This is a genomic window from Micromonospora sp. NPDC048999 (assembly GCF_040649295.1).
In the GTDB taxonomy this organism is placed as follows: Bacteria; Actinomycetota; Actinomycetes; order Mycobacteriales; family Micromonosporaceae; genus Micromonospora.
The window spans coordinates 1-20577 of sequence record NZ_JBEZFI010000002.1 but is presented as its reverse complement, the minus strand read 5'-3'; the positions used below and the strand labels follow the sequence as shown (position 1 = coordinate 20577).

19 protein-coding genes are annotated in these 20577 nt (G+C 73.4%); 7 read left to right on the top strand and 12 right to left on the bottom strand.

The features are described from left to right. Nucleotides 1-107: 107 nt before the first annotated feature. Both AB0C02_RS04430 and AB0C02_RS04425 read right to left on the bottom strand, forming a co-directional pair. Complete coding sequence (locus AB0C02_RS04430; RefSeq protein ID WP_357541092.1) at nt 108-998, bottom strand: DUF3152 domain-containing protein; 891 nt, start codon at nt 996-998, stop codon at nt 108-110. 59 nt (nt 999-1057) lie between these two features. Continuing rightward, entirely contained in the window at nt 1058-3652 is a 2595-nt protein-coding gene (locus tag AB0C02_RS04425) for a hypothetical protein (RefSeq protein ID WP_357541090.1), read from the bottom strand. 149 nt (nt 3653-3801) lie between these two features. Between AB0C02_RS04425 and AB0C02_RS04420 the strand changes: the two genes are divergently transcribed. The 5 genes from AB0C02_RS04420 (at nt 3802) to AB0C02_RS04400 (ending at nt 8556) form a co-directional block, all read left to right on the top strand. Further along, nucleotides 3802-4440, top strand: a complete 639-nt coding sequence (locus AB0C02_RS04420; protein ID WP_357541088.1) for a TetR/AcrR family transcriptional regulator — start codon at nt 3802-3804, stop codon at nt 4438-4440. A gap of 65 nt (nt 4441-4505) precedes the next feature. After that, nucleotides 4506-4733 (top strand): DUF3107 domain-containing protein, encoded by a 228-nt coding sequence (locus AB0C02_RS04415; protein WP_357541086.1) that lies wholly within the window; start codon nt 4506-4508, stop codon nt 4731-4733. A 286-nt stretch (nt 4734-5019) separates the two neighbouring features. Next, nucleotides 5020-6672, top strand: a complete 1653-nt coding sequence (locus AB0C02_RS04410; RefSeq protein WP_357541084.1) for a DEAD/DEAH box helicase — start codon at nt 5020-5022, stop codon at nt 6670-6672. A 207-nt stretch (nt 6673-6879) separates the two neighbouring features. Continuing rightward, entirely contained in the window at nt 6880-8034 is a 1155-nt protein-coding gene (locus AB0C02_RS04405; RefSeq protein ID WP_357541082.1) for an SAM-dependent methyltransferase, read from the top strand. Between the two features lie 132 nt (nt 8035-8166). Next, entirely contained in the window at nt 8167-8556 is a 390-nt protein-coding gene (locus AB0C02_RS04400; protein ID WP_357541080.1) for a helix-turn-helix domain-containing protein, read from the top strand. 5 nt (nt 8557-8561) lie between these two features. Here AB0C02_RS04400 and AB0C02_RS04395 read toward each other — a convergent pair whose 3' ends face one another. The 3 genes from AB0C02_RS04395 to AB0C02_RS04385 all read right to left on the bottom strand — a co-directional run bounded on the left by AB0C02_RS04395 (nt 8562) and on the right by AB0C02_RS04385 (nt 13471). Next, nucleotides 8562-9560, bottom strand: a complete 999-nt coding sequence (locus tag AB0C02_RS04395) for a hypothetical protein (RefSeq protein ID WP_357541078.1) — start codon at nt 9558-9560, stop codon at nt 8562-8564. 109 nt (nt 9561-9669) lie between these two features. Next, on the bottom strand, nt 9670-11790 hold the full coding sequence (locus tag AB0C02_RS04390) for a RecQ family ATP-dependent DNA helicase (RefSeq protein WP_357541077.1): 2121 nt from the start codon (nt 11788-11790) through the stop codon (nt 9670-9672). Nucleotides 11791-11827: 37 nt separating this feature from the next. After that, complete coding sequence (locus AB0C02_RS04385; protein WP_357541075.1) at nt 11828-13471, bottom strand: BTAD domain-containing putative transcriptional regulator; 1644 nt, start codon at nt 13469-13471, stop codon at nt 11828-11830. A 140-nt stretch (nt 13472-13611) separates the two neighbouring features. On the opposite strand from AB0C02_RS04385, the gene AB0C02_RS04380 reads away from it, so the two are divergent. Then, nucleotides 13612-14448, top strand: coding sequence for a hypothetical protein (locus AB0C02_RS04380; protein WP_357541073.1), 837 nt, complete (start codon nt 13612-13614; stop codon nt 14446-14448). A gap of 79 nt (nt 14449-14527) precedes the next feature. Here AB0C02_RS04380 and AB0C02_RS04375 read toward each other — a convergent pair whose 3' ends face one another. The 7 genes from AB0C02_RS04375 to AB0C02_RS04345 all read right to left on the bottom strand — a co-directional run bounded on the left by AB0C02_RS04375 (nt 14528) and on the right by AB0C02_RS04345 (nt 19959). Further along, the gene (locus tag AB0C02_RS04375) at nt 14528-15649 is read right to left on the bottom strand and encodes a branched-chain amino acid ABC transporter permease (RefSeq protein WP_357541071.1); all 1122 of its coding nucleotides are present in this window, start codon (nt 15647-15649) and stop codon (nt 14528-14530) included. After that, on the bottom strand, nt 15646-16536 hold the full coding sequence (locus AB0C02_RS04370; protein WP_357541069.1) for a branched-chain amino acid ABC transporter permease: 891 nt from the start codon (nt 16534-16536) through the stop codon (nt 15646-15648). The genes AB0C02_RS04375 and AB0C02_RS04370 overlap by 4 nt, the downstream gene beginning before the upstream one ends. Further along, the gene (locus AB0C02_RS04365; protein WP_357541067.1) at nt 16533-17258 is read right to left on the bottom strand and encodes an ABC transporter ATP-binding protein; all 726 of its coding nucleotides are present in this window, start codon (nt 17256-17258) and stop codon (nt 16533-16535) included. The genes AB0C02_RS04370 and AB0C02_RS04365 overlap by 4 nt, the downstream gene beginning before the upstream one ends. Further along, nucleotides 17255-17998: an ABC transporter ATP-binding protein gene (locus AB0C02_RS04360; RefSeq protein ID WP_357541065.1), complete on the bottom strand. Its 744-nt coding sequence runs from the start codon at nt 17996-17998 to the stop codon at nt 17255-17257. Before AB0C02_RS04360 ends, AB0C02_RS04365 begins: the two co-directional genes overlap by 4 nt. A 3-nt stretch (nt 17999-18001) precedes the next feature. Beyond that, entirely contained in the window at nt 18002-19201 is a 1200-nt protein-coding gene (locus AB0C02_RS04355; protein ID WP_357541063.1) for a substrate-binding domain-containing protein, read from the bottom strand. Between the two features lie 207 nt (nt 19202-19408). After that, a complete protein-coding gene (locus tag AB0C02_RS04350; protein WP_357541061.1) occupies nt 19409-19663 on the bottom strand; it encodes a hypothetical protein in 255 nt (84 codons plus the stop codon). Continuing rightward, on the bottom strand, nt 19660-19959 hold the full coding sequence (locus AB0C02_RS04345) for a DivIVA domain-containing protein (RefSeq protein ID WP_357541059.1): 300 nt from the start codon (nt 19957-19959) through the stop codon (nt 19660-19662). The genes AB0C02_RS04350 and AB0C02_RS04345 overlap by 4 nt, the downstream gene beginning before the upstream one ends. 255 nt (nt 19960-20214) lie before the next feature. Between AB0C02_RS04345 and AB0C02_RS04340 the strand changes: the two genes are divergently transcribed. Beyond that, nucleotides 20215-20481, top strand: coding sequence for a winged helix-turn-helix domain-containing protein (locus AB0C02_RS04340; protein ID WP_357541057.1), 267 nt, complete (start codon nt 20215-20217; stop codon nt 20479-20481). The last annotated feature ends 96 nt before the right edge of the window (nt 20482-20577 follow it).

Below are 20577 nucleotides of genomic sequence, written 5' to 3'. Positions count from 1 at the left end.
GGAAGGGGACGACGAGGCCATGACACCAGCGTGTCATGCAATTCGGGCATTTTATTGCTTTTGCCGCTTCTCCCGCGAAATACTTCCCATCGCTAGGATCAGGTCTTTCATACCGAAGGGCCGGCGTACCGCCTGCCGTCGACGTACGGCCACGGGTTCGGCCGGCAGCCGTCGAGGAACAGGGTCTGCTGCTGCATCACCGGCGCCGGCTTCCCCGGACCGGGGCACCTCTCGTGCCCGTGCCCCAACTGGTGCCCGACCTCGTGATTGACGACGTAAAGCCGGTACGTGTCCAGCGGCAGCTTCGCCGCGACCAGGTGCGGCACCGAGGTCCGCCACCGGTCCAGGTTGACGACCACCTTGCCCGGCACCCGGCAGGACGTGTACGGCACCCCACCGATCCGGATGTCGACCCCGCCGCCCAGACACAGTTGGCCGGCGGTGTCCCGGGTGGCCAGGTAGATCGTGAAGTCGTACCGGCTGTTCGGGGCGACCCGCTGCAACCGCAGCTCGCCGCTGTCCACCCAGCTCCCCGGCCCGGCCAGCGCCCGCTGCACCGCGTCGCCGAAGGTGTCGACGTCCTCACCGGAACCGTTCTCCACCGCCACCCGGAACCGGCGCAGCACCCCGGCACGGCCGAGCACCTCGCCCGGCCGCTCGTCGTAGGCGAAGCTGCCCCGGCCCTGGGCCGGCACCGGGCCGGGCAGACTCAGCACCGGCGCGGACGGGCTGGCGTTCGGCGCCGGCGATGCGCTCGCCGAGGCGGACGACGCCGGCAGAGCGCTCGACGACACCGGCGGTTGCTCCGCCGGCTCGTCGCCGGTCAGCATCCCCGCGGTCGCCGACGGCCGCTGCACCGTCGCGAAGATGGCGATTCCGGCGGCGAGCAGGAACGCGAACACCACGATCACCGGCTGCCACCGGCGACCGGCCGGACGACGGTCGCGGACGGGAACCGGACGGGCGGGTGCACGTGGCGGGTAGGCGGAGACGGGCATCCCGGTCAGCCTGCCATGTCGCGGGTCGAGCGCGCTCTCCGCCATGCCGGCGAACGAGCTCAGGCGAGCAGCGCCTCCAGCCGGCGGTTCACCGCGGCCAGGGTCGCCCGGACCACCGCCTGCCGGGGATCGCCGGCGACCAGGGCCGAACCGGCCAGCTGCTCGACCCAGCCGTCGCACACCAGCAGCACCACCACGGTGGCCACCTCGCAGTTGCCGAACGGCACCACGGCGGCGTGCTCGACGAAGCACCGCCCCCGTTCGCCGGCCGGAGCCGCCCGGCCGAGCAGTTCGTCCACCGCCGCCGCGGCGGCCACCGCGCAGAGCCGCAGCACGTAGCCGTCGACCGCAGGCCCGGTGGAGTGGCCCTCCGCCATCCGGTCGTCGGCGATCAGGCGCACCTCCACGGTGGCGTCGAGCCCGAAGGTGCTCACCTGGACGTGGTCGATCACCACCCGGGGCCCCGGCACGCCGCCGGTGTCCAGCGGCCGGGAGGGCGCGGTCTCCGTCGTGGTCATCTGCCCACCGGAGTACGACGTGCCGACCGTGGCCGGGCTACCGGTGGCCGTGCCGGCGACCGGGGCGACGGCGAGCGAGGACTCCTCCACGACCGCCCGACCGCGGTGGACAGCGGCCTGCCGGAGCCGGCGCGGCGGCTCCCCGCCCGGTTCCGGCACCTCGGGGGCCACTGGCGCCACGGGTGCCACAAGTGCCACGGGAGCCGCGGGTGCCAATGGGGCCAGGGGCGCCACGGGTGGCACTGGCGTCAGGGGCGGCTCGGTGGGGCGCTCGGCTCGCGGCTGCGCCGAGCGGCGGCGGACCGGGGGCGGCGGGGCGGCCGGAGCGCCGGGCAGGTTCTGCGGGGCGGCGGCCAGCCCCATCCGTTCCTGGAGCAGCCGGGCCACGACCCGGCTCACCTCGGCCGGATCGGCGCCGTCGGCGAGGTCGAGCCGGAGGCTGTGCGCCCCGGCCGGGGTACGACGCAGGGCGGCATCCCGCACGCCGGCGACCTCCCGGACGGCGTCGAGGATGGCGTTGACGTCGAAGCCTTCGGGCCGCTCGCGCAGCGGGGCCGGCTCATCGTCCCGGCGCAGGTGGGTGGCGATGCGGGCGAGTTCCGGGGTCTCGGCGGACGGTTCCGCGGCGGGCGGCTCCGGCACGACGGGCACGTCCGGTTCGGCGGGGACGCGCTGCGGCAGCACCGCCGGCGCGGGCTCCGCCGGCCGGGCGTCGGCGACCGGCGCGGCTGGCGGCACCGGTGCGGCCGGCGGCATCGGTACGGCGGGCGGCATCGGTACGGCCGGCGGCACCTGTTCGGCTGACGGCACCGGTGCGGCCGGCGGCACCGGTTCGGGGGCGGCCCGGCGGGCGGCGTAGGGAGGTGCGCTCGTCGGAGGCGCGGAAGCACGATCGAGGCGGGCCGGCCCACCCGGGGCGGCGGGACCGACGGGGGGCGGCGGTGGGCCGGGCGGGGCGTACCCGGTGGGGGGCGTCTCGCGCGGGATCGGCGGGGCGCTGGTCGGGGCGGCGTGCGGCGGTGCGCTGAACGGGGTCACCGGCACGGGCGGCCCGGCCCAGCGGGGCCGCTCACGGTCCTCCCGCGCCGTCGGCTCGTACGCCGGGCGCGGCTCGGCCTCGGCCCGGGACGCCTCGTACGACCGTGCCGGCTCTGGCGCCCACTCGGCGCGCTCGGCACGGGCGCGGCGGCCCGACGGCTCGTCCTCGTGCGGCCGCTGTCCGACGGGCTCGCCCTCGTGCGACCGCCGCCCGCCGGGCTCACCCTCGGCGGCGCGGCGTCCGGCGGACCCGTCCTCGCCGACCCAGCGCGGTGCCCAGCCGCCGTCCCAGCTCGGCGCGTTCCAACTCGGGCCGGACCGGTCCGGCTCCTCGGCCGGCGCCGGCCCGCGCCCGCCCGGCGGCCCGGCGTGCCGGTCGTCGGCCGACGCGGCGCGTGGCTCCTCGGCGGGGCCGCGGTGCTCCGCCATCGGGCTCGCGGCCCGCTCGCCGACGTGCCCGGTGGGTGCCGGCGACGTGGGCCGGTCGGCCCACCGATGCGACAGCGACGGCGACTCGGCCGGCGGCTCAGCCGGCATCCGGTCGGCCCAGCCGTGGGAACGCGACGAGGGCGGCTCGGCGGCGGCCCGCTCGGCTGTCGGGGCGTGCAGGCCGGGCGGCATCTCGAAGCCGGAGGCTGCGGCGCCGACCGGCGGCACCTGCAGGGCCGGCGGAGCGGACGACGGAGCCGGCACGACCGGCCGATCGCCGTCGGTGTCGCGGCGCGGCTCGTCCTGCGGAGGGGCACTCACCGGCGCCTGGCGGGGCACCGGCGGCTCCTCCCCGGCGTGCGGCAGGCCGTTGACCTGGCGGCCGTTGACCCGGCGCGACGGCTCCTCGACGGGCAGGCCCGACAGCGGGGCCGGCAGGTCACCGTGGCGGGACGACGCGGCGCCCCAGCCGGTGTTGGCCTCAGGGCGGTGCCAGCCGCCGGAAGCCTCCGCACCCTGGGCCCAGCCGCCGGGAGCCTCGGTGCCCCGGGCCCAGCTGGTCGGCGGGGGCGCCCACCCGTTGCCGGTGCGGGCCAGGTCGTCCTGCTGACCCGTCCCGTCGCCCTGCTCTCCCGGGGTGGCGGCTCCGGGTTGCCCTGATTCACTCACCGTGCGCTCCTTGGTCGCCCCCGCTGAGGCTACCGTGTGGTGACAGTGGCGATAAGTTACAGCGGCGGGCCAATTCCGCGACGGGTTCACCAACCCCGACCGGTTCGGGTGAAACGTGCCGGCTCGTACGATCAAACTCGGAGGTTCCCATGACCGCTGTGGGGAACGGTGCGCAGACCGCCGGCCGGCCCACCCGCCTACCCCGCTCGGCGCGGCGCAAGCAACTGCTCGCCGCCGCTCAGGAGGTGTTCGTCGCGCAGGGCTACCACGCCGCCGCGATGGACGACATCGCCGAGCGGGCGGGGGTCTCCAAGCCCGTGCTCTACCAACACTTCCCCGGCAAGATGGAGCTCTACCTGGCTCTGCTGGACACGCACTGCGACGCCATCGTGGCGAAGGTGCACGACGCGATGCGCGGCACCAACGACAACAAGGAGCGGGTCAGCGCCTCGGTGCGCGCATACTTCGACTTCGTCGACCACGAGAGCGAGGCGTTCCGGCTGGTCTTCGAGTCCGACCTGCGCAACGATCCGGCCGTCCGGCAGCGGGTGGAGCGGGTCGAGCAGGGCTGCATCGCCGCGATCACCGACACCATCATCTCGGACACCGGCGTGAGCCGTGCGCACGCCGAACTGCTCGCCTCCGGCCTGGTCGGGGCGGCCGAGACGGCCGCCCAGTTCTGGCTGGCCAGCGGCCGGCAGGTGCCCAAGGCGGAGGCCGAGGCACTGGTCGCCGCCCTGTCCTGGCGGGGCATCGCCAGCTTCCCGCTGCAAGGTGAGTCAGCCTGAGCATCGGCCCGGCAGATCGGATAGCCTTCTCACGGCGGCTCTTTCGCCCCAGCTGAGGAGGCACTGTGGAGGTCAAGATCGGCGTGCAGTACGCGCCACGGGAGCTGGTCCTGGAGAGCGCGCAGTCGCCGGCCGAGATCGAGCGGATCGTGACCGAAGCCGTCGCCAAGGGCGAGGGCACCCTCTCCCTGACAGACGAGAAGGGCCGGCGGATCATCGTCCCGGTCGGCAAGGTCGCCTACGTCGAGATCGCGGAGGCCGCGCCCCGCGCGGTCGGGTTCACCGTCCGCTGATTCCTGCCCCGTGCCGCCGTGGCAGGGCTGCCCCGCCCCGGCGGCACGGGGGCCCAGCAGCGGAATCAGGACGCCCCAGTGGTGGTTCAGGTAGTATGGAGCAGTTGCCGTGGGCACCGAATCAGATCAGCGCCGGACATCAGCCGAGTTGATCACCGTCTGGTCCCCGGCGCGCGTGCGGCCCGGTCCGGCGCGGCTTGCTGCCCCCGACCGTGTGGCCCGCGCCATACCGACCGCGCCCTGAGGACATGAGGGGCGCACCACGAGAGGGCACCCCCAAATCCATATGAGTGAGCAGACTCAAGGCCAGTCGCTGGCCACCACCGCTCCGGTCCGTCCGGAGGCTCCCACATTCGCCGCGCTCGGCGCCCGTCAGGAGACCGTCGAGGCGCTCGCGGCCGCCGGCATCACCCACGCGTTCGCGATCCAGGAATACGCGCTGCCGATCGCGCTGCGCGGCGTCGACCTGATCGGCCAGGCGCCCACCGGCACCGGCAAGACCCTCGGCTTCGGCATCCCGCTGCTAGAGCGGGTGTTCGCCCCGTCCGAGGGCGGCGACGGCCAGCCGCAGGCGCTTGTCGTCGTACCCACCCGTGAGCTGGGCCTCCAGGTCGCCAAGGACCTGGACACCGCCGGCCGCACCCGGGGCGTCCGGGTACTGCCGATCTACGGCGGAGTGGCGTACGAGCCGCAGGTCGAGGCGCTGCGCAAGGGCGTCGAGATCCTGGTCGGCACCCCGGGCCGGCTGCTGGACCTCGCCAAGCAGAAGCACCTGCGGCTCGACCGGGTGCACGCGCTGGTGCTCGACGAGGCCGACCGGATGCTCGACCTGGGCTTCCTGGACGACGTCGAGAAGATCCTGGCGATGCTGCCGGAGGACCGGCAGACGATGCTCTTCTCGGCGACCATGCCGGACCCGATCGTCGCGCTGTCCCGGCGTTTCCTGCGCCACCCGATCACGATCCACGCCGGGCACACCGCTGAGACCGGCCCGAACCCGCAGACCCGGCAGCTGGTCTACCGCACCCACTCGCTCAACAAGGTCGAGATCGTGGCGCGGATCCTACAGGCGGAGGGGCGAGGGCTGAGCATGATCTTCACCCGCACCAAGCGGGCCGCCGACCGGGTCGCCGAGGATCTCGACTTCCGTGGGTTCGCGGTGGCCGCCGTCCACGGCGACCTGGGCCAGGGCGCCCGGGAGCGGGCGCTGCGGGCGTTCCGGGCCGGCAAGATCGACACGCTGGTCGCCACCGACGTGGCCGCCCGGGGCATCGATGTCGCGGGCGTCACCCACGTCATCAACTACGACTGCCCCGAAGACCAGGACACCTACACCCACCGGATCGGGCGCACCGGCCGGGCCGGCGCGAGCGGCGTCGCGGTGACCTTCGTCGACTGGGACGACATGCCGCGCTGGCGGATCATCGACAAGACCCTCGGGCTCGACATGCCCGAGCCGCCCGAGACGTACCACACCTCCGCGCACCTCTACACCGACCTGGACATCTCCCGGGAGGTCACCGGCACGCTGCCGACCGCCGAGCGCACCCGCGCCGGGCTCTCGGCGGAGGTCGAGGAGGACCTCGGCGGGGGCCGGTCGCGGCGTGAGCGCGGTGAGCGCGGCGCGCGGCGGGGCGAGAGCCGGGGCCGCGAGCGCCGTCGGGATCGCGGCGGCGACGCCGGCGCGACGCCCGCCGAGAGCGACGCCGGTGCCGAGACCGCCGAGGAGGGCACCCGTACCCCGCGCCGCCGCCGGCGCCGCCGGGCTGGCGAGGTGCTCGCCAGCGAGCCCACCGCGGTGATCGCCGCCGAGGGCGATCCCGAGCCGGCCACGTCGGCCGCCGAGGGCGAGGCGGCCCCCCGGCCACGCCGCCGCCGGCGCCGTCGTGGTGGCGGTGGTTCGGGCGCAGGTACGCCGGCCGAGGCGACCGCCGACTGACCGACACCCATCGGGTGGCCGGGTGGGTGGGGTGATTCTCCGTGACTCCAGCGACCCGGCTGTCGGGTTAAGAGCGGTATGCCGCTGAGGCATACCGCTCCCAAGGCATCGGTCCGCCCTGGCGCGACACGCCACGACGCCCGGCCCCGCCAAGGGGCTGGCCTCCGGCCCGCGTACCGGCCGGAGGCCGAGCAAGGAAGAGGAGCAATGCCGGAACCCCTCGACGCCGCCCTCACCGAGGTGCGGGCGCTGCTGCTCGACCCTGCCCTGACCCGGGCGGTCGCCGCCGGTCGGCGCCGTGGTCAGCACCCTGCGGTGGTCCGCGCCGAACTACGCCCGGTCGCCCTCAAGGCCGGCCCCCGGCTGCAGATCCTGACCTCCGACGGCGTCCGGCCCCACACCAGGAACGTGGCGCCGGGCGACGAGGCCGGCGCGGCGGTCGACGCGCTGCTCGCCGAGCCGTTCGGCAACTGGCACGTGGAGACGGCCGACACGACGCTCCAACTGCGGGTGACCAAGTCGGGCGAGGCACAGGTGCACCGGGCGGCGGCGAGTCGCCCGGCGCCCGAGCCGGGCGGTCACGATCGGGCCAAGGACTACCTGCTCGACCCGGGCGACCCGATCTTCGTCGAGATCGGCGGCTCGGCCGCCAAGCGCCGCCAGGTGGACGCGTTCCTACGCGCGCTGGCGGCCACCCTGCCGGCCGACCTGACCGGGCCGCTGCGCGTGGTCGACCTGGGCTGCGGCAACGCGTACCTGACCTTCGCCGCGTACCGGCACCTGACGCAGCGCGGGCTGGACGTGGAGCTGGTCGGGGTGGACGTCCGCGAGGACCAGCGCCGGCGCAACACCGAGTTGGCTGAGCGGCTGGGCTGGGCTCCTCGGGTGCGCTTCGTGGCCGGCACCATCGCCGACGCGGTGGTCCAGCCGGCCCCCGACCTGGTGCTGGCGCTGCACGCCTGCGACACCGCCACCGACGAGGCGCTGGCCCGGGCCGTCCGCTGGGATGCCCGCTGGGTGCTCGCCGCTCCCTGCTGCCACCACGACGTGGCGGCTCAGCTCCGCTCCCGGCCGGCACCGGGACCGCACGGGCTGCTCACCCGGCAGGGCATCCTGCGCGAGCGGTTCGCCGACGTGCTGACCGACGCGCTGCGGGCCGGCCTGCTCCGACTGCACGGGTACCGCGCCGAGGTGGTGGAGTTCGTCGACTCCCAGCACACCCCGCGCAACCTGCTGATCCGGGCCCGGCGGACGGGGAGCGAGCCGACCGACGACCAGCGGGCGGAGTACCGGGAACTGGTCGACCAGTGGGGGGTGACGCCCCGGCTGGCGACGCTGCTGTCCGGGGCGACGCCGGCCTGACGACCCGGAAACCTTCCGACCGATCAGTCAGTTGTTTCCGCCTGCGGCCGTACTACGCTCGTACGCGCGCACCCGACGGTGCCGCAGCCGGGAAGGAAAAGCCCCAGGTCGATGGCAGAGGTTTCGCCGCAGATGGCCTTCGCGCGCTTCGTGCGGCGGGCCATCGACGACGCCCGTGAGGCGCGCGGCTGGACGGTGACCGACCTGGCCACGCACACCGGGGTGGGTCGCTCCACCGTGTTCCGCTGGCTGGCCGGCGACTGGCAGGACTACCCCGAGCTGGCCAAGGTGCGCGGCTTCTGCGGCGCGCTCGACCTGCCGGTGGCGGCCGCCTTCCGCGCGCTCGGCCTGCCCGACGCCGGCCCGCTCCCCCGCCGCCGCGCCGACGACACCCCGGTCGAGGCGGATGTCCGGGTCATCCTGGAACGGCTGGCCGACCCGAGCGTCCCCGCCGAGGAGAAGCACCACATCCGCGACCTGCTCCGCTACCTGGCCCGCCGGCCGGTCCGCCGGGCCGGCTGACCAGCTCAGGCCACCGACACGGTGAACTCGGCGGTACGCACCACGCCGGCCACCTGGAAGTCCAGGAACATCCGGTAGCGACCGGGCCCCGGCGCGATCATCCAGAACGTCACGGTGCCCGGTTCGGCCTGCGGCCCGGGGTGCACGTGCAGGTAGCCGAGATCCCCCGCACGCAGCGCGACGAGGTGGCCGTACGCGCCGAGGTAGGGCTCCAACGCCGCGGGGGCGTCGCCAGCCCGGATCGTGAAGCGCACCGGCACCATCTCGCCCGCCTTCGGCGTGCCCTCGTAGCCGACGTTGAACCCGTCGAGCGTGGTGGCGGTGCTCTCGGCCGGCAGCGGTCGCGGCGCGTACCCGCCGGGCGCGGCCAGATCGACGCCGAGCGTCACGGCGGTCTGCTGGCCGTCATCGGCGACCGCGGTGAAATCGGCGAACGCCCGCCAGACGCCCGCCTCGGGCAGGGTGAGCGGCACCGACCAGGTGCCGTCGGCCGCCATCGTCGGGTGCAGGTGCTGGTAGCCACTGAGATCGCGGCGTACCACGATGAGGTGCATCGGCTTCTCGTGCACGACGGCGAAGCGGGTGACCGCCCGCCGCTGCTCGTCCCTGATCTGGAAGCGCAGCTCACCGGCCCGGCCGACCGCGAACTCCACGGTCGACGGGGCGATCGTGTAGCCACCCGAGCTGATCGACAGACCGGCGGCGTCCGCACCACCGGCCTGCGAGGCGCTGGACCCGTCGTGCGAGTGGGGGGCGGTGCCCGGCGGGTGGGAGTGCCCCGCGGCCACCGGGAGGGCGCCGGACGCCGTGCTCGGCGGCGGATTCAGCCGGCCGAGGCCGAACCCGAGCAGCACGGCGAGCACCAGCCCGCCCACCACCAGGGCGAGTCGCAGCGTGTCCCGGTCCACCCCGGTCGGTTCCGCCCCCGGCGTGTCCAGGCCCGGCGCCGGACCGTCGGCCGCTGGTCGCGCGCCGGCCGCGACGGGGGCTGGCGACTCGGTCATGCGCCCACCGTACCGTCGGCCGCGATCCCGGCGCGTCGACGGTCGGTGGCGGTGGCGGCGCTCGCAGTCCGGCCGGCCCGGGAACTTTTCCCCGATTGAAGCCGACGGTTCATGCGGCGACGGCGAGGGCCAGCGGGAGCACGTCCGGGGCGCCGGCGCGGCGCAGCAGCCGGGCCACCATCGTCATGGTCCAGCCGGAGTCGATTAGGTCGTCGACGAGCAGCACCGGTCCGGCCAGCCCGGCCAGGGCCTCGGCCAGCTCGTCCGGCACGGTGAAGGCGTCGTGCAGCGCGCGTACCCGCTGGGCGCTGTTACCGCGCGGCCCGGCGGCCCCGGCGGGTCCGGTCGGGACGACCCGGCCGAGCAGCGGCAGCCGGCCCACGGTGGCGATCCGCTCGGCGAGCGTGCCGACCAGCGTCGGGTGGGTGCGGGAGGCGACGGCGACCACGCCCACCGGGCGGCGCGGCCACGGGTCGTCGCCGTGCGCCCACGCCTTGAGCACCTCGACCACCGCCGCCGCGACGTCGTCGGGGACCGGGGCGTCCACCGCGTCCGGGCCGACCAGGCCGCGCAGCCGCCCACCCCAGCCGAGGTCGGAGAGACGGCCCACGGCCCGCCCGGGCAGCGCCTGCTCCGCCGGGGCGATGCGCCCCTTCAGGGGTACGCCGACCGCCTCCAGGCCGGTCGGCCAGAGCTTCTTGGGCGCGATCTCCACGCCGGGGCGGCCGAGGAAGGTCTGCGCGGCGGTGAGCGCGGCAGCCGAGACCTCGGGGGTGAACAGCGGCTCGGCGCAGGTGTCGCAGCGGCCGCAGTCGGCCGCCCCGGCGTCGTCCAGGCACTCCCGCAGGTAGCGCATCCGGCAGCCGGGGGTGCTCGCGTACTCGCGCATGGCCTGCTGCTCGGCGGTGCGTGCCTGGGCGACGCGGCGCAACCGGGTCTCGTCATAGACCCAGGGCTCGCCGGTGGCGAGCCAGCCGCCGCGCACCCGGCGGACCGCGCCGTCCACGTCGAGCACCTTGAGCATCAGCTCCAGCCGGGCCCGACGCAGGTCGACGACCGGTTCGAGGGCCTGGGTGGAGATCGGCCGGTCGGTGGACAGGGCGGCGAGCACGGCCCGGACCTGCTGCTCCGGCGGGAAGGCGAGCGAGGCGAAGTAGCGCCAGATCGCCGCGTCCTCGACGCCGGGCAGCAGCAGCACCTCGGCGTGTTCGACGGCTCGGCCGGCCCGGCCGACCTGCTGGTAGTAGGCGATCGGTGAGGGCGGTGCGCCCAGGTGCACCACGAAGCCGAGGTCGGGCTTGTCGAAGCCCATGCCGAGCGCGCTGGTCGCGACCAACGCCTTGATCTTGTTGTCGAGCAGGTCCTGCTCGGCGGCGCGGCGGTCGGCGTCCTCGGCCTGCCCGGTGTACGCGGCCACCGGCCAGCCGCGCGCCCGCAGGAACTCCGCCGTCTCGCCGGCCGCCGCCACGGTGAGCGTGTAGATGATCCCGGAGCCGGGGAGCCCGTCGAGGTGGTCGGCGAGCCAGGCCAGTCGGTGGGCCGGGCTCGGCAGATCGAGTACGCCCAGCCGCAGCGACTCCCGGTCCAGGGTGCCGCGCAGCACCAGGGCGTCACCGAGTTGCTCGGCGACGTCCTGGGTGACCCGGGCGTTGGCGGTGGCCGTGGTGGCGAGCACCGGGGTCCGCTCGGGCAACTCGGCGAGGAAGGTACGCAGCCGGCGGTAGTCCGGCCGGAAGTCGTGCCCCCAGTCGGAGACACAGTGCGCCTCGTCCACCACCAGCAGCCCGGTGGTGGCGGCCAGCTTGGGCAGCACCCCGTCGCGGAAGTCCGGGTTGTTGAGGCGTTCCGGGCTGATCAGCAGCACGTCCACCGCCCCGGCGTGGATCTCTGCGGTGATCTCGTCCCACTCGTCGAGGTTGGCCGAGTTGATGGTCCGGGCCCGGATGCCGGCCCGGGCGGCCGACTCGACCTGGTTGCGCATCAACGCCAGCAGCGGCGAGACGATCACGGTCGGGCCGTGCTCCCCGCTCTGCCGCAGCAGCGCGGTGGCCACGAAGTAGACGGCCGACTTGCCCCAACCGGTGCGCTGTACGCAGAGCACCCGCCGCCGGTCCACCACCAGCGCCTCGATGGCTCGCCACTGGTCCTCGCGGAGCCGGGCGTGCTCGCCGGCCAACCGCCGCAGCACTGCCTCGGCCCGCTCCCGCACGGCCACCCGATCCTGGCTCATCCGGCATTTCTACCAGGCGTCCCGTGGCGGCCGACGGTCACGACGGCGGGACGGGCGGCGCAGGGAACGGCAGGAAGAGCAGGATCTCGCGGAGGGAGTCGGCCGCCATGGGCGGAATCGGGCAGCGCGCGACCAGGTTCTCCAGCGACGGGTACGGCCCGCGCGTCCACCTGTCCATAACAATCAGCTGACGCTGCCCGTCGGTCAGTCCCGGCAACGCGGCCAGCACGAGGTCGGGGACGGCGTTCACGTCGACCAACCCGCCGTCGTCGAACGTACGCGGCAGATCGGGACGGCCAATGCGGAGCTCGTACCGGGCCAGCGGGAAGTGCATGAGCAGGAAGCGCGCCTGTTCCCGGCGCATCCGCTGTTCCACCGCGCGCTGCTTGCCGGCGCCGTACCACCGGGTCAGGAACGACCACAGGTCCGGATTGAGCAGCACCACGTGGACGGCGCCCACGATCCAGCAGAGCGCGACCGCCGTGAGGACCCACACACCCTCGGTGCCCAGGGCGGCGTCCTCGTCCACCGGTTCGTCGAGCACGATGACGAACATGCTGGCGAAGATCAGCAGGTAGCCGATCCCAGCCAGCGCGAGCTGCCAGCTGCGCCGCCACAACGCATACCCGAGGACCACCGCGCCGGTGAGCGCTCCGAACGACAGCAGAGTGGCCGCCGTGCCGGTGATGGTCGCGATGGTCCGTGCCCACCTCGGCAACCCTCGCCGGGGCAGCCCGACCGCAGGCTGGTACGCGCCGACCAGGAGCCCGGGCGGAACGGTGGCGGCGGGGGCTCCCACGGCCGCGTGAACGGGGGCTCCCACGGCCGCGTGGACGGGAGCTCCCACGGCCGCGTGGACGGGAGCTCCCACGGCCGCGTGGACGGGCGGGCCGCTGTACGACGCGTCCGGAATCAGGGTCGGGTCCGAGCGCAGCATCCGCCCCTGCAGCTCCTGCAGCACCTCGCCCGGCTCGATGCCGTGTTCCTCGCGGAGCAGGTCGGCGAACTCCCGGTACGCGGCGAGCGCCTCCGCCTGCCGCCCGCCGCGGTACAGCGCCAGCATGAGCTGGTGCCGCAGCCGCTCCCGGACCGGGAACTCGGCCACCAGCTCGACCAGTTCGCCGACCAGCTCGCGATGCCGGCCGCTCTCCAGCGCCAACTCGACGCGGGTTTCCAGGGCGACGGCCCGCAGCTCCACCAGCCGGTGTCGGGCGGTCTCGAAAAACGGCCCGGTGAACCCGGTGAACGGCTCGCCCTGCCACAGCTCCAGCGCGGCGGTCAGCGCTGCCTGCGCCTCGGCGGTACGCCCGGCCGCGTGCCGCTGCCGGGCCAGGTGCACCCCGCGTTCGAAGCGGACCGCGTCTACCGCCTCCGGCCGAATCCGCAGCAGGTACCCGGCGTCGGTGAGGGTCAGCACCTGCCCCGGCGTACGCGGGGACCGCTCGGGTTCCAGCACCCGGCGCAGGCCGGCGACGTACTTCTGCACCACATTGGGGCCGTTGGCGGGGGACTCGCCCGGCCAGACCGCCTCGATGATCTGCCCGATCGGCACCGGACGGCCGGCGGAGAGGAGCAGCACGGCGAGCACCGCCCGCTGTTTGCCGGCGCCAAGGTCGAGTGGACGGTCGGCGTACCAGGCCCGCTGCGGACCGAGGATCTCGAAGCGCAACGCCTCTGACATGCGAGTTTTCGCTCCTACCCGCCTCCCGGCCACCGACGGCGGCCGGCGGCAGTCGCACGGCAGCATATCGGCAGCGGGACGGCGGTAGGCCCTGCCAAGGTCGTCCCGGCAACAGCCCCCTGGGAAAGTGAGTCAACGAAATGACGCAGCGTATCGGCACCGCCGCGACGATCCGGCGGGTCGCGGGTATCGCGACGGCCGTGCTGGCCGCCACCGCCCTGTCTGCAGGGTGCGGCTTCATCAGCGGCACCGGATCCACCGGCACCGGATCCACCCCCGAAGCGTCCGCGTCCGCCGACCCGAAGGCCGCCCTGCTGGCCGCCGTGCCGGCCGAGGACGGCCCGGGTTTCCGCTTCACCACCGTTGACGGCACGGACAAGATCGTCGGAGTGGTGGACCCGGCCGCGCACGCGATGGAGCTTGGCCTGACGCAGGAGAACGAAGACCCGAAGTTCACCATGAAGATGACGTTCCGCATGATCGACGACAAGAGCTGGATGCGGGTCGAGCTCAAGGGCATCCCCGGGCTGCACGAGATGATGAAGCTGCCGAAGCGCTGGATGGCGCTGGACCGGACCAAGCTTCACGATCCGACCGACGCGCCGGTTTACGAGGGCACCGACCCGGCCAACGCCGCCGCGATCATCCGTACCGCGGACACGGTCGAGGACAAGGGCGACGGCACGTACACCGGGTTCGCCGACCTGACCAGGGGCCAGGAGGTGGCCACCGCGGTGGACGGGGTGGACATCGCGGCGCTCGGCGAGGCCGCGAAGAAGGTGCCGTTCACCGCGGTGGTCGGCGCGGACGGCAACCTCAGCTCGCTCACCCTGGACATCCCCGCCGGCGGGAAGCAGAAGGCCACCAAGCTCACCGTCCGGTACTACGACTTCGGCAAGGCGCCGAAGCTCAGCGAGCCGACCGGCGACGAGGTGCAGAAGGCACCCACGTCCGCGTACGAGCTCCTGAACGACTGATCAACAACGGGAGGCGGCGGCCACACGGGGGGCCGCCGCCCCACGCCGAACTCCGTCGATCATGAGGTTAGCGGGCACGTTAGCGGTGTTTCGCACCCGCCAACCTCATGATCAGCGTGGTGAGGGGGGTTAGGCGGGTGCGGAGGCTGGACAGGCCGCCGGGGAAGAAATAGACGGCCAGGATGAAGACCGTGCCGAGGACGAAGAGCGGCTGGGACAGCGGGCGGCTGAGGAACGCCGGGAGGCTGTTCACCGCGTCGCTGGTGCCGAAGGCGGTCAGGCGGTGGTCCAGGTACATGTAGAGGATGCCGCCGAGCACCGGGCCCCACCGGGTGCCCGGGCCACCGAGCACCACCATGACCAGCAGCGACAGGGTCAGCTCGGAGGAGGTGATGTGCGGAGACGCACCGACCAGCAGCGAGTAGACCACGCCGCCGGCCGACGCGAGCCCGCCGGACAGGGTGAACGCGACCAGCTTGAACCGGTACGGGTCCAACCCGAGCACCCCGATCCGGCGCTCATCGTCGCGCAGCCCGGCCAGCACCCGCCCGGTCGGCGAGCCGCTCACCCGGTGCACGACGAAGACCACCAGGGCCAGGTACGCCAGCGCCAGCCAGTAGAGGTTGACCGTGTTCGTCACCCCGACCAGCGCCGCCGGCAGCCCGGCCACGTCCAGCGTCAGCCCCTCCTCGCCGCCGGTGAGCCCGCCGAAGTTCCGGGCCACCAGGATCGCCCCGACCTGGGCGAAGGCCAGCGTGACCATGGCGAACGCGATCCCGCTGGTACGCAGTGCGATCGCGCCGAGCAACCCGGCCAGGATCGTTCCGCCGGTGACGGTGAGCAGCCCCGCCTGCCACAGTGGCAGCCCGGCCTTGGTGACGAGGATGGCGGTGCCGTACACGCCGGCGGCGAAATAGAGGGCGTGCCCGAAGGAGAGCATCCCGGTCCGCCCGAAGAGCAGGTCGTAGCCGGCCGCCAGGCCGCCGAACACCAGGCAGATGGCGAGCAGTTGCAGGTTGCCGGCCGCATTGAGCTTGTCGTCGAAGATGCCCGGCAGGTGCAGCGTGCAGTAGGGCAGGCCGGCCGCGAGGGCGAGCGCCACCAGCGGCAGGTACGGCCGCAGCCGGCGCCAGCGGGAGGGCTCCGAGGTCAGCTCGTCGGGGACCCGCGCGGGCGGCGCCTCCACCACCGAGTCGGTCATGCGTGAGCCACCTTTCCGGCCAGGCCCTGCGGACGCAGCAGCAGCACCACGGCGAGCAACCCGACCACGCACAGGTCGCCCAGGCCGGAGGCGCCGTAGTAGTTGACGAACTGTTGCAGCAGCCCGACCGCGACCGCCGCGTACGCGGACCCGACCACCGAGCCCATCCCGCCGATCACCACCACGATGAACGCGAAGATCAGCAGCGAGCCGCCCTGCCCGGGCGAGACGGTGCCGAAGAAGACCCCGCCGAGCGCGCCGGCGAGCGCGGCGGCCGCCCCGCCGATCGCGAAGACCAGCGTGAACGCCTTGCGGACGTCGATGCCGAGCGCGGTCACCATCTCCCGGTTCTCCACCCCGGCCCGGATGATCAGGCCGTACCGGGTGAAGCGGAGGAAGGCGAGCAGCCCGCCGAGCACCAGTACGGCGGCGATGATCAGCAGTAGCCCGGCGTTCGGCACGTTCGCGCCGAGCACCGAGGTCACCTTGAGGGTCCACGCCGGGCGTGGGAACGTCCGCGGGTCGGCCCCCCAGGTGGCCTGGAGCAGCGCCACCCCGGCCAGCGACAGGCCGACGGTGACCAGCACCTGTTCGACGGTGCGGGAGTAGAGCGGCCGGATCAGCACCAGCTCGACCAGCACCGCGACGAGGGCCCCGGCGAGCACGCCGAAGGCGACCGCCAGCACGAACCCGAGGCCGTCGGAGCCCGCCCCGGGCAGGTTGCCGGCCGCCCACCAGGTCGCGTACGCCCCGACGCCGAGGAACAGGCCGTGCGCGAAGTTGAGCACGTCGGCCAGGCCGAAGACCAGGGACAGGCCGGACGCGACCAGGAAGTAGAGGGCCGCCAGGCCGAGCCCGGTCAGCGCCAGCAGGATCACCGTGCTCACGCCTTCACCTCCGACCCGACGCCCAGCAGCGACTTGGTCAGCGCGGTCTCCAGCAGCAGGTCCTGGGCGTTGCCGGCCCAGGCCACCTGGCCGGCGGAGAGCACCACGGCGTCGCGCGCCAGCCGGCGCACCACGGCCAGGTTCTGCTCGACCAGCAGCACCGGCACGGATTCCGCGACCCGTTCCAGCACCTCGGCCACCTCGGTCACCACCTTCGGCGCCAACCCCTTGGTCGGCTCGTCGACCAGCAGCAGTTGGTTGTCGTTGAGCAGCACCCGGCCGATCGCGAGCATCTGCTGCTGCCCGCCGGAGAGCGAGCCGGCCCGTTGCCGTCCGCGCCGGTCCAGCTCCGGAAAGAGGGCGTAAACCCGGTCGTACGCCGGGGTGGTGCCCCGCCGCTCGGCGAGCCGCAGGTTTTCCGCGACGGTGAGGCCGGCGAAGACGCACCGGTCCTCCGGCACGTAGCCCAGGCCTTCGCGGACCAGCCGGTGGGTGGGGCGGGCGAGCAGGCTGCGCGCGCCCATCCGGACGGTGCCGCGGACCTCGCCGTTGCGCGGCGTCAGGCCGACGATCGCGCGCAGGGTGGTGGTCTTGCCGACGCCGTTGCGGCCGAGCAGCACGGTCACCCCGGTCGGCGCGACCTCGAACGACACGCCCTGAAGGATGTGCAGCCCGGCGATCCGCACCGACAGGTCCTGCACGCTGAGGACAGGTTCGGTCATAGCGCCTCCCCCAGGTACGCCTCCTGAACGGTGGCGTTGGCCATCACCGTGTCCGGGGTGTCGCAGGCCAGCAGCGCCCCGTGGTGCATCACGGCGATCCGATCGGCCAGTTCCAGGATCACGTCCATGTGGTGCTCCACCATGAGCACCGACCGGTCACTGTCGGCGGTCAACGACTTGATGACGGCAACCAGTTCGGGCACGTCCTCGGCGCTGACCCCGGCCATCGGCTCGTCCAGCAGCATGACCCGGGGTTCCCCGGCGAGCAGCAGGGCGATCTCCAGCTTGCGTTTCTCGCCGTGCGCCAGGGTGCCGGCGAGCGCCGTACCCCGGTGGGCGAGGCCGACCCGGTCGAGCGCCGCGTCGGCGGCGGCGGCCACCTCCCGGTCGGCCGCCGCCCGCCGCCACAGCTTCATCGAGCCACCCCGGTACGCCTGTACGGCGAGCCGGACGTTCTCCCGCACCGTCAGCGAGCCGAACACCGAGGACGCCTGGAAGGTACGCCCCAGCCCGAGACGGGCCCGCCGGTGCGGCGGCAGAGCGGTGATGTCCTCGGAGTCCAGCAGGATCCGCCCCTCGGTGGGTCGGCGCAGGCCGGTGATCAGGTTGAACAGGGAGGTCTTGCCGGCGCCGTTCGGCCCGATCACGCCGAGGAACTCGCCGGGCGCGAGGTCGAGGTAGACGCTGTCGACAATGGCGACCTCACCGATCCGCCAGGTCAGACCGCGGGTGGCGAGCACGGGTCAGCCCTTCATCTGGGTGACCGGCGGCGCGGTCTCGTCACCGGTCAGGGCCTTCTCCGCGGTCGCCGTGAAGTCGGTGCCGCTGCCGGTGAGCTTGGCCTGGTACATCGGCTGGAGCAGCGCGTGGTCCTCGGCGCGGATGGTCATCTGGCCCTTGACGCCGTCGAACTGCCAGCCCTCGAGCGCCTTGATCATCTTGTCGACGTCGTCGCCGCCCTCCTGCACGGCGCGGACGATCATCTGGGCGGCGGCGAAGCCGTCCGGGTGGAACAGATCGACGGTGCCGACCTTGTCCCTCAGCGCCTTGCCCGCCTCGGTGTTGCTGGCCCCCTCGAAGTAGTGCGACAGGAAGGAGATCTTGCTGCCGGCCGCGCCGAAGGTGGGCCAGGAGGCGCGGATGTCCAGGCCGGTGACGACCGTGGTGGAGGCGAGCACGCCCTGCTGATCGAGGGTCTGCCACATGGCCGGGGCGGTGGTGCCGGCCCAGGCGACGAAGAGCAGGTCCGGCTTGGCGGCCTTGATCTGGCTGGCGAAGGGGGTGAACTCGGCGGCGCTGGCCGGGGCCCGGACGCTGCTCACGGTCGCGCCGGCACCGCCGATCACCGCCTTGACGGCGGCCTCGTTGGCATCGCCGAACGCGCCCTCCTGGGCGAACACGACGACCTTCTTGCCGGTGGCGTCGCCGATGAAGGACTTGGCGGTCAGCACGTCCTGATAGGACTGTCGGCCCGACCGGAACGTGTACCGGTTGGCCCCGGTCACCGCGTCGGTGGCCGCCGGCCCGGAGACGAAGAGGACCTTGTTCTGCTCGGCGATCGGGGCGACCTGCAGCGCCACGCCGGAGGCGGTGGAGCCGGCGAGAATCTTCGTACCCTTGCCGATCAGGTCCTTGGCCGCGGAGACCGCCTTCGCCGGGTCCCCCGCGTCGTCGACCTCGGTGACCTCGATCGTGCGGTCGCCGACCTTGCCGGTGCCCTTGGTGGCGTAGTTGAGGCCGGCCTTGAAGCCGTCGATGTACTGCTTGCCGTAGCTGGCCAGCGGCCCCGACTGGGAATACACCAGACCAATCTTGACCGGGGCGGCGTTGTCGCCGTCGCCGGACGCGGTGTCCTGCGGGCTGCCACAGGCCGTGGCGGCCACCGCGGCCGCCATCATCGTGGCGGCGGAGAGGAACACCCGTCGCGTGTGCCGGATCGTCATTGCGACTCCAGGTGAGGACAGGGGGACTCAGTTGTCGGCTCACGTTAGGAGTGACATCACCCACGAGCTATGTGGCCGAAACACACAAGTATGGGCGGTGGGATGGCCACGCCTGACAGCTCCCCGCGTCGCCGCGTGAGCATGGCCGGTTTCTGGTAAGCCGGGTCTCCATCGATGAACCTGGCGGTGTGTCGCGCCCCGCCATCGCTACCGCTGTCCACCCTTGCCACAGGCGCCGTCGTGGTCGGCCGGGCGCGGGCAGCGTCGACCGCCGTCGAGCAGCCGGTCGCAGTAAACCCAGTGGCGTACGCACTGAGCGTCCTCGGTCGACACGGTGGTCCCGTTCCGGTCCACGTCGGCCAGGAAGCCGAGCGCCCGGCAGATGCTACGGGCGAACCGACGCGCCCCCTCCAGGTCGGTGGCGAGTACCGGCAGGTGTACGACGAAGCGCTCGCGGCTCACCACCGCACCCCCGGCGTGAAGCGCGACTGCCAGCTCCGCAGCGCCCGCTTGATCCGTACATTTTCCTCGCGGGTCAGGGCCAACTCCCGACGGGCGACGGCCAGATCGCCGGCGACCCGGTGCAAGAAGGCGTGCACCTCGGCCGGGTCGAGCCCGCGCCGGACGTTGCGAAACCGCCGCTCACGGATCTGCCCGACGGTCAGCGGTAGGCAGTGTTTCGAGCGGTACCACCCGTCGTTCGGCGGCTGGCTCGGCCGTTTCGTCGCCGGCCGGAACAGGTTCAGCATGTTGCGCATGAGCACCCTCCTCGCCTGGTCGAACCGTGGAAGGCGGGCCGGCCCACGGACAGGGGACGGGGCCGACCCGCCGGCCCCGCGACCGCAGCCCTGATCGGCGGTACGACCCCGCGGCCCACCTCTGGGTCCGAACTCCAGGGGTTTGCCGAACCAACCGGAGCCGGACACTCAGCAACCTACTACAACAGTTACAGCAGGTCGACCCCGAAGGGTCACGCCGCGCCCACTTATTGCAGTAGCTCTAGCAAGTCGGGCATGATCGGACGTGCCGAACCAACCGGAGTCTTCATCATGCCCACAGCACAGCCATCGTTCCGACGCATCGTCAACGAGATCGCCGAGAAGATCAGTAGCGGCGAGCTGAAGCCTGGCGACAAGCTGCCGTCGACCAGCGAGCTTGCCACGATTTACGACGTCAGCACCGGCACGGTGTACCGCGCCCTCTCCCTGCTGCATGATCGCGAACTGATCATCGGCCAGCCGGGGCGCGGGACCTACGTCGCCGAGCGCCCCGGGCAGTAAGGGGCGAGTTCAGCCGGTGGAAGCATTCGCCTCGACGAGTTCGGTGAATATCTCGGAGGGCTTCTTCCAATCGTGGATCTTACGCGGTCGGTCGTT

Bases quoted from the DNA above. Each gene is read 5' to 3' on its own strand.
- AB0C02_RS04430 (WP_357541092.1), bottom strand. From the start codon at position 998: ATGCCCGTCTCCGCCTACCCGCCACGTGCACCCGCCCGTCCGGTTCCC.
- AB0C02_RS04420 (WP_357541088.1), top strand. From the start codon at position 3,802: ATGACCGCTGTGGGGAACGGTGCGCAGACCGCCGGCCGGCCCACCCGC.
- AB0C02_RS04410 (WP_357541084.1), top strand. From the start codon at position 5,020: ATGAGTGAGCAGACTCAAGGCCAGTCGCTGGCCACCACCGCTCCGGTC.
- AB0C02_RS04405 (WP_357541082.1), top strand. From the start codon at position 6,880: ATGCCGGAACCCCTCGACGCCGCCCTCACCGAGGTGCGGGCGCTGCTG.
- AB0C02_RS04400 (WP_357541080.1), top strand. From the start codon at position 8,167: ATGGCCTTCGCGCGCTTCGTGCGGCGGGCCATCGACGACGCCCGTGAG.
- AB0C02_RS04395 (WP_357541078.1), bottom strand. From the start codon at position 9,560: ATGACCGAGTCGCCAGCCCCCGTCGCGGCCGGCGCGCGACCAGCGGCC.
- AB0C02_RS04390 (WP_357541077.1), bottom strand. From the start codon at position 11,790: ATGAGCCAGGATCGGGTGGCCGTGCGGGAGCGGGCCGAGGCAGTGCTG.
- AB0C02_RS04385 (WP_357541075.1), bottom strand. From the start codon at position 13,471: ATGTCAGAGGCGTTGCGCTTCGAGATCCTCGGTCCGCAGCGGGCCTGG.
- AB0C02_RS04380 (WP_357541073.1), top strand. From the start codon at position 13,612: ATGACGCAGCGTATCGGCACCGCCGCGACGATCCGGCGGGTCGCGGGT.
- AB0C02_RS04375 (WP_357541071.1), bottom strand. From the start codon at position 15,649: ATGACCGACTCGGTGGTGGAGGCGCCGCCCGCGCGGGTCCCCGACGAG.
- AB0C02_RS04365 (WP_357541067.1), bottom strand. From the start codon at position 17,258: ATGACCGAACCTGTCCTCAGCGTGCAGGACCTGTCGGTGCGGATCGCC.
- AB0C02_RS04355 (WP_357541063.1), bottom strand. From the start codon at position 19,201: ATGACGATCCGGCACACGCGACGGGTGTTCCTCTCCGCCGCCACGATG.
- AB0C02_RS04345 (WP_357541059.1), bottom strand. From the start codon at position 19,959: ATGCGCAACATGCTGAACCTGTTCCGGCCGGCGACGAAACGGCCGAGC.
- AB0C02_RS04340 (WP_357541057.1), top strand. From the start codon at position 20,215: ATGATCGGACGTGCCGAACCAACCGGAGTCTTCATCATGCCCACAGCA.